The 11,841-nt window shown below is 67.3% G+C and carries 12 protein-coding genes; 10 read left to right on the forward strand and 2 right to left on the reverse strand.

The features are described from left to right. The first annotated feature begins 1,050 nt into the window (after positions 1-1,050). The 3 genes from VXC91_RS24355 (at position 1,051) to VXC91_RS24365 (ending at position 1,988) form a co-directional block, all read left to right on the forward strand. Positions 1,051-1,239 carry a site-specific integrase gene (locus VXC91_RS24355; RefSeq protein WP_329509456.1) on the forward strand — a complete coding sequence of 63 codons (189 nt, stop codon included), beginning with the start codon at positions 1,051-1,053 and terminating at the stop codon, positions 1,237-1,239. A gap of 120 nt (positions 1,240-1,359) precedes the next feature. Beyond that, positions 1,360-1,650, forward strand: coding sequence for a tyrosine-type recombinase/integrase (locus VXC91_RS24360; RefSeq protein ID WP_329509484.1), 291 nt, complete (start codon positions 1,360-1,362; stop codon positions 1,648-1,650). 2 nt (positions 1,651-1,652) lie between these two features. After that, a complete protein-coding gene (locus VXC91_RS24365) occupies positions 1,653-1,988 on the forward strand; it encodes a helix-turn-helix domain-containing protein (RefSeq protein WP_329509457.1) in 336 nt (111 codons plus the stop codon). Positions 1,989-2,308: 320 nt separating this feature from the next. Here VXC91_RS24365 and VXC91_RS24370 read toward each other — a convergent pair whose 3' ends face one another. After that, positions 2,309-2,677 (reverse strand): hypothetical protein, encoded by a 369-nt coding sequence (locus VXC91_RS24370; protein ID WP_329509458.1) that lies wholly within the window; start codon positions 2,675-2,677, stop codon positions 2,309-2,311. Between the two features lie 213 nt (positions 2,678-2,890). On the opposite strand from VXC91_RS24370, the gene VXC91_RS24375 reads away from it, so the two are divergent. The 3 genes from VXC91_RS24375 to VXC91_RS24385 all read left to right on the forward strand — a co-directional run bounded on the left by VXC91_RS24375 (position 2,891) and on the right by VXC91_RS24385 (position 5,791). After that, complete coding sequence (locus VXC91_RS24375) at positions 2,891-4,312, forward strand: hypothetical protein (protein ID WP_329509459.1); 1,422 nt, start codon at positions 2,891-2,893, stop codon at positions 4,310-4,312. 559 nt (positions 4,313-4,871) lie between these two features. Next, a complete protein-coding gene (locus VXC91_RS24380) occupies positions 4,872-5,519 on the forward strand; it encodes a hypothetical protein (protein WP_329509460.1) in 648 nt (215 codons plus the stop codon). After that, positions 5,516-5,791, forward strand: coding sequence for a sulfurtransferase TusA family protein (locus VXC91_RS24385; RefSeq protein ID WP_329509461.1), 276 nt, complete (start codon positions 5,516-5,518; stop codon positions 5,789-5,791). The genes VXC91_RS24380 and VXC91_RS24385 overlap by 4 nt, the downstream gene beginning before the upstream one ends. A 22-nt stretch (positions 5,792-5,813) precedes the next feature. On the opposite strand, the gene VXC91_RS24390 is transcribed toward VXC91_RS24385, so the two are convergent. Continuing rightward, positions 5,814-6,461 carry a TetR/AcrR family transcriptional regulator gene (locus tag VXC91_RS24390; RefSeq protein ID WP_329509462.1) on the reverse strand — a complete coding sequence of 216 codons (648 nt, stop codon included), beginning with the start codon at positions 6,459-6,461 and terminating at the stop codon, positions 5,814-5,816. 194 nt (positions 6,462-6,655) lie between these two features. On the opposite strand from VXC91_RS24390, the gene VXC91_RS24395 reads away from it, so the two are divergent. From VXC91_RS24395 to VXC91_RS24410, 4 genes are all read left to right on the forward strand, one after another. Continuing rightward, positions 6,656-8,923, forward strand: coding sequence for an MMPL family transporter (locus tag VXC91_RS24395; RefSeq protein WP_329509463.1), 2,268 nt, complete (start codon positions 6,656-6,658; stop codon positions 8,921-8,923). A gap of 167 nt (positions 8,924-9,090) precedes the next feature. Continuing rightward, the gene (locus VXC91_RS24400) at positions 9,091-9,759 is read left to right on the forward strand and encodes an ArsR/SmtB family transcription factor (protein ID WP_329509464.1); all 669 of its coding nucleotides are present in this window, start codon (positions 9,091-9,093) and stop codon (positions 9,757-9,759) included. A gap of 147 nt (positions 9,760-9,906) precedes the next feature. Beyond that, a complete protein-coding gene (locus tag VXC91_RS24405) occupies positions 9,907-10,632 on the forward strand; it encodes a response regulator transcription factor (protein ID WP_329509465.1) in 726 nt (241 codons plus the stop codon). A gap of 126 nt (positions 10,633-10,758) precedes the next feature. Beyond that, positions 10,759-11,814 (forward strand): TauD/TfdA family dioxygenase, encoded by a 1,056-nt coding sequence (locus tag VXC91_RS24410; RefSeq protein ID WP_329509466.1) that lies wholly within the window; start codon positions 10,759-10,761, stop codon positions 11,812-11,814. Positions 11,815-11,841: the final 27 nt, after the last annotated feature.

Consider the following 11,841-nt stretch of genomic DNA (forward strand, 5'->3'; position numbering starts at 1 on the left):
CTGAGCACCGTCCTGTCGTGTCCGATGGTCGGGGGAGTGGCTGCCGCACCCGGCGAGGAGCGCCTCCTCGCATCGTCGGCTCGGTGACCGGGACCACGTCGTGGCCCGGTTGCCGAAACGGGAGACGTGGCACTGGGGGTCTTCCCGCTGGCGCCGCACGCATGGAGCAGAAGCTGGGCCCGCGCCTGCCAGTCCGGCAGGTCCCCGAGACGAATGTCACAAAGCTGCTGACAAAGCGCCCACCGACCGCGTCCGAACGGGGGATGGCAACATGGGCTGCTCCGCGGCCCGGGCGCGCACCCGGAACGTTCGTGGGGCTACTGGAGTCCCGACAGGTTCGTGCTCGCCCTGACCAGTCGAGAAGCCGCCTTTCAGCAGGTAGATGCCTTGAAATCTGACGTCGCTCAATGGTGTGAGATCTCAGCAGTTACTCTCAGATTCTGCGAGTAACCGTCGTAACTTCCCAGTCCGTGGAAGATTCTGGAACACGTTGGCTGGCCCTGGGGCAGCCCCCGGCCCCGGACACGGCGCCCGAGGAGCCGGAGCTGCTGCCGCCGGTGGACACGGGGCTGGCAGACGTCGTGACGCTGCAGCGGCGGGCGGGCGCGACTGTTACGGACGGCGACACCGAAGCGTTCTTCCAGGACACGTTGATGGAGTACCTGTGGGCTCGCGATGTCGCCGGGCTGGCGCCCGCCACCCTGCACCGCCAGGTACGGCCTGTCGTCGAGGTCTGTGACTTCTACAACTTGCCGCCGTGGCTGATCACCTCTTGGCACCTGGACCAGTACTCGCCGGTGTCGGAAAGCGTGCGACGTCCACGCTGCGCGGAGAGCTACAGAAGATCGACGGGTACTACCACTTTCTCGAGCAGCGGTACGCGGGGGAGATCGCCCGCCGCTTCGGCGTGGCTGTCGAGTCGCCGGTCGATCCCTTCAACCGTCCGTCCACCGGGGCGACTTCGGGCTGCGGATCCCGCCATCGAAGCGAGCCACGAGGGAGTTCCTCGCCTCATGGCGCAGCTCGCTGCCGGGCTCGAGGAAGTACCCGGTGGCCTGCCGCGACTTTGTGATGGCGAAGCTGACGTACATCTCGGCGGTGCGGGCAGCGGAGTTGTGCGCTATGAAGATCGGTGACCTCCACTGGGAGCTGGGGCGGTGGGGCCGGTTCATCGTCCAGGGCAAGGGCGCGCGGCGGAGCGGCCCACGTGAGTGGCAGGCGTACCTGTTCCAGGAGTGACGGGATCTGCTGTGGTGGTACCTGGAGGAGATTCGTTGGGAGTTCGCCGACGATCCGAGCGACCCGGGTGCCCCGTTGTTCCCATCCGAACGCCTACCCAAGGGCGTGGCTGCGCTGAATGTGCCGATTGCACCGCCGGTTGGCCCGGACGCCTTTCGGCAGGCGCTGCGGGAAGCCTCGAAGCTCCATCTGACCGGGCCGGTCTCCCACCTGTTTCCCTACTTGCTCAGGCACGCTTGCGCCACACATCACTACGAGGACGGCATGCCGTTGTGGGACGTACAGCAAATCCTTGGTCATCGCTGGGCAACCACGACGGTTGGGTACCTTTCGTCGGTTCGCGCTGATCCGGAGAAGGCGAGTCTGGAAGCATCGCGCCGGGCCGTCCAGCGGCTGAGGGGAAGGGTATAGCGGTGAAATGGAACTTGCGGATGGTCGCCGCCCAGCGAGACATCTGGCGGCCGGTGCAGCTCCTCGCGGCGTTCAAGGAGGTCGGGTTCAGTCCGTCGCTGAGCAAGGTCGCCGCGCTGTGGGGCAGCCAGCCGGTCACCGTGCGGCTGGACGACCTCGACAAGATCTGTGCGGCCCTCGACTGCACGGTGGCGGACTTGATGCAGGCGGAGCCGGACGCCCACCGGGCCGAGCGGGACGAGGCGCCCCGCCGGGCGGCTGGCGGCAGTGCCGAGGGGTCGGTGCGGCCGATTCCGCGTCCGGGAGGCTCCGGGCGCAGGTCGCTTCCGCCGAACTAGAGGCGGGGGCGGTGGGCGTTCGGGACGAGTTGTGGGCGTGGTGCGCAGCGCGCCCTGCGGCGTTGTGCCGGCGGTGCGGCGCCTGGGGGCCGGTGCGGCCGCGTGGCGTCTGCCAGCCGTGTATGGAGTGGCACCCGAAGAACGGCAGCGTCGGATGGTGCCGCGCATGCCGCTGGCGGGAGGGCGTCCGCCTTGACCAGTACGGGCTGTGCCGCCTGTGCGCGCTGGAGCTCCGCGTTGGCCCGGAGCGGGAGCGCGCTCCCGCTCCGGGCGAGATGCGGGCTCTGCAGCTGCCCTTGATCCTGCCTGACGTGCTGCGGTCAACGGCCGGCCGGCCACGGATTACGCGACGGCAGCTTGAGCGCGCGCAGGAGCAGCAGCGTAAGACCGCTCAGGCTGCGGCGCACTCGTTGGCGATCCCCGGCCAGCTTGCGCTCATCGGCGTCGCCCATGGGAAGTTGGCCGCGCGTGACTTCACGGCGACGCGGTGTTCGAGGGAGATGGAGGCCGTCCAGGCGGCGATTGAGGCGATGGTGGCGGAACACGGAGCCTGGGTCCGCGACCGCGGCCTGCTCTCCCTGTGCCGCCAGGCGCTGGCGGCCCGTCCTGCGGGCGAGGGGCGTGTCGGCCTCGACACCGTTCTTCGGCTGCCGCGCTTCCTGGCGATGGTTGCGAAGGTGCTCGATCATGCCGGTTTCGGCCCTCAGGCTGAGCGTGCCGAGATTCTGCGCCGTCGGCGCAGAATGGCGGTGCGGGCGTCAAGCTGTGCGCACTGTCTGGCGTGGAAGGCGGACGGGGCCAGGTTGTGCCGTCCGTGCCGGGGCTTCACGGCCCTCCACCCCGGAGTAGGCGCGTGCGGACGGTGTGGGCGGGAGCTGCCGTTGCACCAGGGCTGGTGCCGGATGTGCCTGTATGGTCTGGCGCACTTCGGCGAGCGGGCGTCGGCCGCCGGGGTCCAACTGTGGATTGACGGGCCCGGCCCACGTCGGCAGAACTGGCCCGGCTACCGGCTCGTCACGGGTCCTGACGGAGTACGGCGTGCAGTGGCCGCGGTCGAGACGTGCGGGGAAGAGCAGCAAGAGCTCCCGGAGTCACCCGCCCTCGTCACCGCCGGCCAGCTCGTGTTGTTCCCCGCTCCGCCGCGCCGCTGGGAGGTGTTGCACCAGCGTGAGCTGCCCGTGCTCTGCTACCAGGCAGAAGCTCTCCGGCGGGAGTTCGCGCAGCACGCCGCCCGCCACGGCTGGAAGCAGAAGGCATTTCACCAGCATCAGCGGACCCTGACCATGGTCACGGCATGGCTGGGCCTGGACGCGCCCGTCGAGGAAGCCGATCTGTGGGCTATCTCCCGCCTCGACACTGGCTACAGCGCCCTGCGTCTCGTCCCATTCCTCGACGAACGGGGCCTGCTCGTTCCCGATCACATCCGGCATGCCGACCCTCACCGGGCCGGCGTCGCTCGGCTGCGTCAGCGGGTACCGGCCAACCTGCTCTCCGAGGTAGACGTGTGGATCGCGGTGCTGCGCGGTGAAGGCCGGCGGGAATCGCGAACCGTGCCGTGGAAAACCGTGTCCGGGTACCTCGGCTACGTGGTCCCCGTTCTCGAAGCGTGGGGACCGTCGATCGCCTCCCTGCGTGAGATCACCGCCGACCAGGTCCAAGAGGCCGTCGACGGCATCGACGGCGCCAGCGCTCTCTACGCCCTGCGGTCGCTGTTCAAGGCACTCAAACGCGAGCGGGTCATCTTCCACGACCCGGCGCGTGCGATCAGGGCCAGCCGCCGCATCGTTGTACCCCGGCCGGTCCCCTCGGACCGGCTCGCCGGACTCATCGACCGTATCCCTACCCCTGTGGGCAAGGTCGCGGTCGCACTGGCGGCCATCCACGCCCTGGGCGCGCACGCCATCCGCGAAGCACTGCTGACTGACCTGAACCGGTCGAAAGGAACCCTCGGCCTGCGGGATGCATCCGGAAAGCTGGTGCGGCTCGTTTACCTGGACGAGTTCACCCTGTCGCTGATCGCTTCCATGCTCAAGAAACGCGCCACGCGCTGGCCGTACTCCACCAACCCGCACGTGCTGATCACGCGGGTCGCGGCGCACGACCCCGCCGATCCGCCGATGAGCCCGTACGCTTTCCAGCGGATCTTCAGACAACTCGGCTTCAGTGACCGCCAGTTGCGCATCGACCGAATCCTGGACCAGGCCCGCGAGACCGCAGATCCGGTGCATCTGATGAAGGTCTTCGGCATCTCGGACCAGACCGCGATGTACTACATCGCCGCGGCCCACCCGGAGAAGTTCACCGCCGAGCCCATCATCCCGTAGGCCCGTGGACAGCCTCGAAGGGAGGCAACGACGCGATGGCGCGCACGGTCTCGACCGGTATCGACTCCTGTGTGACTTGCGAGGGCTGGGGGCCGGTCGGCTACGACGGCGGCTGCACGCGCTGCCTGATCTGGGACCGGACCGGTACCGAGCGCCACACCGGGGTGTGCTGCCGTTGCCCCCGCACCACGCGGTTGGACTACACCGACGTGTGCTGGCCCTGCCTGGTGGAGATCCGCTACGCGGACGAGGAATGGGTGGCGCGCCGCACACGCCCAGCATCCGTTACCATGTCGGGACTTACAGCTGACGTTCGTCTTCCTCGAATTCCCGCTCGGCCGCATCGAGCCGATGACCAAGCGCGGGGCGACGAAGCTACGGCTGCTGCCGCGCACCCGCCACTGGAAGGCCACCCATCCAGTGACCGAACCGCCTGACGAACCTGTCGTGTGCCCGCCGCGGATCCCTGGCCAGCTCGCCCTGATCCGAGCTCACCAGCCTGCACGAGATCACCACCGAGGACGTCAAGAAGGCGGTCGAGGAGCGCCCCGGCTCCCCTATGGCCGCTCCGCCCCAGGCCGGGCTGCGGTCGATGTTCCAGGCACTCAAACGCGAGCGGGTCATCTTCCTCGACCCGGCCAGGACCGTGCACCTCGGCAGCAAGATCAGCGTGCCGCGCGCGGTACCCAGTGACAGGATCGCCGGAATCCTCGATTCGGTTCCCTCCGGGCTCGGCGAGCTGTGCGTCGCGCTCGTGGCCATCCACGCGGTGCGGCCCCTGACCTTGCCGACCCTGCGCACCAGCGACCTCAACCGGGCCCGCGGCCGAGTGCGCGCCGCAAGCCGCCTCATCTACCTCGACGACCTCACCCTCGGGCTGATCGCCGCCTGGCTGCGCGACCGGCAACGGCAGTGGCCGCACAGCACAAACCCGCACCTGCTGGTCACCCGCCGCACCGCCATGCACGCCGAGCACCCGCCCATCACCAAGTTCGCCGTCCGCTACCACTTCCGGTTCACCGGCTTTACCGCCCAGCAGCTGTGGAGCGACCGGATCCTTGAGGAAGCCCGCGAGATCCGGGACCCGGTCCACCTGATGAGGGTCTTCGGGCTGTCCGCGACGACCGCGGTCAAGTACGTCCAGACGCCTCAGTGTATTCAAGTGAGCTTTAGAATCCTTGATATCGGAGGGGCGGTGTGGGTATGAGCGTCGTAGTCGTGGACGGCACCAGGCTTCGCTGCGTGCAGATCCTGCTGAAGCTGCGCAGTCAGGTGCAGGAGGCGGAGGTCGGGACCGTGATCCGCGTGATCACCGAAGACCCGACGGCTCCCCTTGATCTGGCTGCCTGGTGCCACATGACCGGCCATCACTACCTCGGCGAGATCGTGGGAGGCGACGAGGTGACTCCGGTCTATGAGCTGCGTGTTGAGCTTGGTGCCCACGCGACGCAGGTCGACCGTCCTTGGCGCAGAGCGTGATTCCTCTGTGTGCCGTCCGGCCTCAGTGACGCACTGCGTGGGCTTCCGTGCCAATGGTCGGGGCAAGGTACCCGGTCAGAGCCGCTTTCAACTCAACTATGTAGGCAGCCCTCTCGGCCCCCTGGTGTTGCATCGCCAGGGACAGCCCTTCCCGGAATATGACGAATGCCGTGGTTGCCACACGCACACACTGGTCATGGGGCAACTCGGGGGCGCGGAGTGTGATGGCCTCCTCGACCTGTCGTTGCAGCGTAGCGTGCAGGACTTGCTTGCTGGATGCGATCTCGCCCGGTGTGTCGGGTCCGTGGATCAGGGCGAGGAACGCCGGATTCCTGAGGTTGAACTCGATGATCGGATCGAGGATGGCGTCCAGCATCTTGTCCAGTGGGAGCGACACGTTGGCGTCGGTGAAGGCCTGGCCGTGTGCCTCCAGCATCTGTTGCATCAGACGCTCGCCGAGATGCACCGCGATCGCTTCCTTGTTGGGGAAGAACTGGTACAGCGTGCCCGGAGAGACACCGGCTTCGCGGGCGATGGCGTTCGTGCTGGCCTTGGTGTAACCGCATTTGCAGAACACGCTGGCTGCGGCGTCGAGCAGTTGCGCCATGCGGCGCTTGCCGCGCGCTTGTCTGCGCCGGGGCGCCGAAGTCGCCGAGATGTCTTCCTCCATGCGTAACCCCCAAGTCAGTAGAGGCAGTTGACAAAGGCGAGAAGGTGCTCGCATTCTATCCGTATCTTCGAGTGCGAGCGGTCGCTCGTGTTTTAGATCTCTACCAGTCGGCGACCCATGGAACCGGCCTTGCCGTGTCCGCAACGCGGCTGTACGGCAGTCCTGAACCCGCGGGAAGAGGGGAAACCTGCCCGATGACAGACGTGAATCGTCCCGACAGGGGGGTCTCCGGATGGGGACGGGTGATCACGGCCAGACCCAGGCTTGCTCTCTTACTAGCCCTGCTTTTCACGGCTCTGGCGGTGGTCGCAGGGAGCGGTGTGGCCGACCGCATGGGCAGCGGCGGCTGGCAGGATCCGGGCTCGGAGTCCTCGTACGCGGCCAAGGCCCTTGAGGAGCACTTCCCTGCCTCCCAGCCGAACCTGATCCTCCTGGTGAACAGCGGCAAAGCCACAGTGGATGCCCCGGCTGTCGCCGCCGAGGCGCAGCGGCTCGCCAAGCGGCTGGGGGACGAGGAGTCCGTCGAGGGAGTCGTCTCCTACTGGACCACCGGCGCGGCCGCCCTGCGGGCGGAAGACGGTCACGAGGCCATGATCACCGCGCGGATCGAAGGCGACGAGACCAACGGTGCCAAGGTCTTCGACCGCATCGCACCCGAATACCGCGGCACTCACGGCCCTGTGAAGGTCTCCTTCGGCGGTCCCGTCGCGGTCCGCCACGACATGCAGGAACTGATCAAAGAGGACCTGCTGCGCGCCGAGATGATCGCTCTGCCGGTCACGCTGCTGCTGCTCGTCCTGGTCTTCGGCAGCGCGGTCGCGGCACTGCTGCCGCTCGGCGTTGGCGTGGTGGCGATCCTCGGAACGAACGCGGTCCTGCGCGGCATCACCGAGTTCACCGATGTCTCCGTCTTCGCCCAGAACCTCACCACCGCGCTCGGTCTCGGACTGGCCATCGACTATGCGTTGTTCATCGTCCGCCGTTTCCGCGAGGAGCTCTCCGCCGGAGCTGATCCACTGACAGCCGTCGGGGCCACCCTGCGCACCGCGGGGCGGACCGTCCTCTTCTCGGCGCTCACGGTCGCGGTCTCCCTGGCCGCGATGCTGGTCTTCCCGCAGTACTTCCTGAGGTCGTTCGCGTACGCCGGCATCGCGGTCGTGGCACTCGCGGCGATCGCCGCCCTGGTAATCCTTCCCGCTGCGCTGGTGCTGCTCGGGGAGAAGATCAACGCGTGGGACCTCCGACGCGTTCTGCGCCGTAACCGCCCGGCGCGCAGTGACGCGAAGGCGGGCTGGGCCAGGACCGCGCGGTTGGTGATGCGGCGGGCCCCGGTCTTTGCGGTCGCCGCCACGGCCGGTCTGGTTCTCCTCGGTCTGCCGTTCCTGAGCGTGAAGTTCGGCAACGCCGATGACCGGCAGCTGCCAGCAAGCACCGAGTCCCGCACCGTCCAGCAACACCTCCGCGACGGATTCCCGGGAAGCCCTGGTGCCGCCGTTGCGGTCCTGGCCGAAGGCACCGCCCAGCCCTCGGCGCTGGCCGACTACAGCCGACGGCTGTCCGAACTGCCGGATGTCGTCAGGGTGGAGAGTCCCCAGGGCGAATACGCGCACGGCGGGCTCACACAGAAGCCGGGGCCGGTCGAGGCCGCTCGCGCCGACGACGACGCGGCCTACATCACGGTGCTCCGCGAGGGCGCCGCAGGCGATGTGGGCGGCCAGGAACTGGTGCGTGCGGTCCGTACGGAACCAGCACCGTTCTCGACATCGGTCGCCGGGCTGGGGGCCGCACTGGTGGACTCCAAGGCGATCATCGCCGACCGGCTGCCGTGGGCCCTCGGCATGATCGCAGCAGTCACTCTCGTGCTGGTCTTCCTCCTCACCGGCAGTCTGCTGATCCCCGTCCAGGCGGTGGTCCTCAACGCGCTGAGCCTGACCGCCATGTATGGCGCCGTCGTCTGGGTGTTCCAGGACGGGCACCTGTCGGACCTGCTCGGCTTCACCAGCACCGGGGACATCGAGACGACGCTGCCCGTGCTGATGTTCTGCGTCGCCTTCGGGCTCTCGATGGACTACGGCGTCTTCTTGCTCTCTCGCGTCAAAGAGGAGTACGACCGCACCGGGGACCACCAGAGCGCGGTGGTCTTCGGGTTGCAGCGCACGGGCGGGCTCATCACCGCGGCGGCAGCCATCCTCGCGGTCGTCATGGTCGCGATCGGCACCTCGCGGGTCACCAACACCAAAATGCTCGGTCTGGGCATCGCCCTGGCCGTGCTCATGGACGCCATGGTGGTCCGCAGCCTGCTCGTTCCCGCGGTGATGCGGCTGACTGGCCGGGTCACCTGGTGGGCGCCCGCACCTCTGCGCAGGCTGCACGCGCGGATCGGCCTGAGTGAGGAGGAAACGTCTGGCGGTCTCCCGGAGGTCGAGCCCCCAAGGACGGTCATCCCCTCTAGGGCGGAGTAACCCCGGAGCGGATGACCGCGTGTGGCCCCGCACCGAACCCCCGCGGTGTGGGGCCCACGGCGTTGCTCTACGCGCGTCCTTGGCCGAGGCATTACCTGGAACGCTTGCCTCCGTTGAAGTATTCTAGATATCTTTTGAACATCATCGGAGCGGGGCAGGCGGGGGTCATGGCTACGCGAGAGGTCAGAGAGAAGCTGTTCGTCCAGCTGGCCCGTATCGGCAAGTCCATCAGCCACCCCAAACGCATCGAGCTTCTCGAGATCCTGGGGCAGGGAGAACGGTCGGTGGAGGCGCTGGCCGCAGCGACCGCCATGGGGGTCAGCAACACTTCCGCCCACCTCCAGGTGCTACGCAGCGCACGGATGGTGGAGACGCGCAAGCAGGGGACCAAGGTCATCTACTCGCTTGCGGACGAGTTGGTTGCCGGCTTCGTGCGCGAGTTGTGGAATCTCGCCGATGCCCGCCTCGCCGAGGTTGAGCAGTTGATCCGCCAGTACCTGGAAGGAGGGGAGACCCTTGAGCGGGTCACGCGGGAGGAACTGATCTGCCGGGCCCTGAAAGGGGATGTCTACATCATCGACGTAAGACCGCTCGACGAGTACGCGGCCGGTCACATTCCCGGAGCGGCGTCGGTGCCGTTCGACGAACTTGTCCAGCTTCTCTCGACGCTTCCCGCAGACATGGACATCGTCGCCTACTGCAGAGGGCCGCACTGCGTCCTCGCTCCCAAGGCAGCACAGATCCTTCGACAGCACGGATTCCGAGCCCTGGTGCTAGCGGACGGTATGCCCGAATGGCGTCAGGAAGGTCTTCCCGTGGATGTCACCGATTCATAGAACACCTGCCGGAAACCGATCAATCAGCAAGAGAAACTAACGTCACGGATACTCACGGGGGACGGCCTTGGTCGTCGGGTGTCCGTACAGCGCCCCCGTTGCCGCTCAATCCGGCTCAACTGGCTGCTCGTGCACAATGAGCGGCGCATGTTCCTGGACCATGACCCACAGGGGTATTGCGTGACAACGGAATTAACCACAGCGGAACACGGTCGCGTGGACGCCGGAGGCGACGGACGCCTCCGCGTGCTCGTCGCCGTCGACAGTGACGTCGTGCGACTCGGCTTGTGCTCCATGCTCGACACTCTTCCCACGGCTCGTCAGGTGGACTGCAACGGCCCCCTGGACGTAGCCCTGAAGTCCCTGCAGGCAACCGACTGCGACGTCGTCATCGCATCAGCCCTCCTGGACGACGACAGACTGGCCAGGCTCAACGAGCTGGCGCAACGCAGTGGCGCCAAGCTCATGCTCCTGCTCCCGAGCCCGGCGCGAGACTCATTGTCCCCCGCCGCCGCCCAGGCGGCCGACGGCTTCATGCTGGAGGCGGCACTGACGTGCGCCGCACTTGAAGAGGCATTGCGGCGTCTGAGGTCAGGTGACGTGCCCGTGCCGCCCGAATTAGCACGCGAGCTGCTTGCCAAAGCCCACTCGACCGTTCGTGTACCTCAGCAGCGTGTGTACCTGACCCAGCGCGAGAAGCAGGCCCTGAAACTGCTCGTCGAGGGCCTGAGCAACCGGCAGATAGCGGCCCGGATGAGCATTACCGAGCACGGTGCCAAACGCCACGTCGCGAATGTGCTCGCCAAGCTCAACAGCCCCAATCGCACACTTGCGGCGGCAAAGGCCGTCAGTGAAGGGCTCCTCGATGAGTAGCCGATCGGGCACCCCGTTCAACCGGCCCATAGGAGGGTGGCGGGTGAGGACTGTGCGGGTCCTCACCCGCTGATTGAATCAATCCCGTTGGACCTGTTGACCATTCACACGATTCGGGGGTCTGAATTGCTGGCCGACAAAGCCCGCTCTCCAGAACCGACAGACCGGGCACAGAACTTCGACGTTATTGATCCGTCAGACGATCTCGCGGCGGACACGATCGTTCTCGCTCCCGGTGAGGCCAAGGAAATCGAGATCCTCGCCCGGCGGATCTCGGACTGCTGCGGTCACCTTCCCTTGAGCCACCCCAACTTGATCGAGGCCGTCGAGGTGGAGGCCGGCCGTCTTCCCGCCACGGTCGCGAGCAGTCTCACGAGGTACCGGGAGTACGGAACGGGAAGCGGCGTGCTGCTGCTCAAGGGGCTGCCGGTCGACGAGCCGTTGCCGCCCACGCCCGAGGACGGCGCCTACGCGGGTGAGTGGACCGACCTGGCGATCAGCACGGTCACCGAGCTGATGGTGATGAGCCGCCTGGGGGCGGTCATCGCCTACGCCGACGAGAAGGCTGGGCGCCTCGTGCAGGACGTCTGCCCGGTACGCGGAGCCGAGACCCGGCAGGAGAACACTGGAAGCTCTCTGCTGGAACTCCACACCGAAGACGGCTTCCACCCGAACAAGCCGGCCTTCATCGGCCTGTCGTGTCTGCGGCAGGATCATGAAGGCAGCGCGCTCACCGTGGCGGGCAGTATCCGGGCCGTCCTGCCCGACCTGCCGCCCCAAACAGTGGAGGTGCTGCGCCGGCCGCTCTTCCGGATCCGGCTGTCGAGCTCTTTCACCGGCGGCGAAGCCCCCCGCTACTCGTCGCTGATGCCCGTGCTCTCCGGGCCGCGGGACGACCCCGACATGTGCGTCGACTTCCACGCCATGGAGTCCTTCGACGAACGCGGGACTCGCGCCCTGCAACTGCTGCGGGACCACCTGCTCCAGGCCCTGATCGGCGTGGCCATGGAGCCGGGAGACCTGCTGATTGTGGACAACCGGCTGGCCGTGCACGGTCGGACCGGATTTGTGCCCCGGCACGACGGACGAGACAGATGGCTGCGGCGGTGCTTCGCGGTGACGGACATCCGCGCCTCGCGCGGATCACGTCCCCCCAAGTCGCGAGTACACGAGCCGCTCTGACACACAGGGCATGACGGCCATGCCCAT

This window comes from Streptomyces chiangmaiensis, assembly GCF_036281785.1.
Lineage (GTDB): Bacteria > Actinomycetota > Actinomycetes > Streptomycetales > Streptomycetaceae > Streptomyces > Streptomyces chiangmaiensis.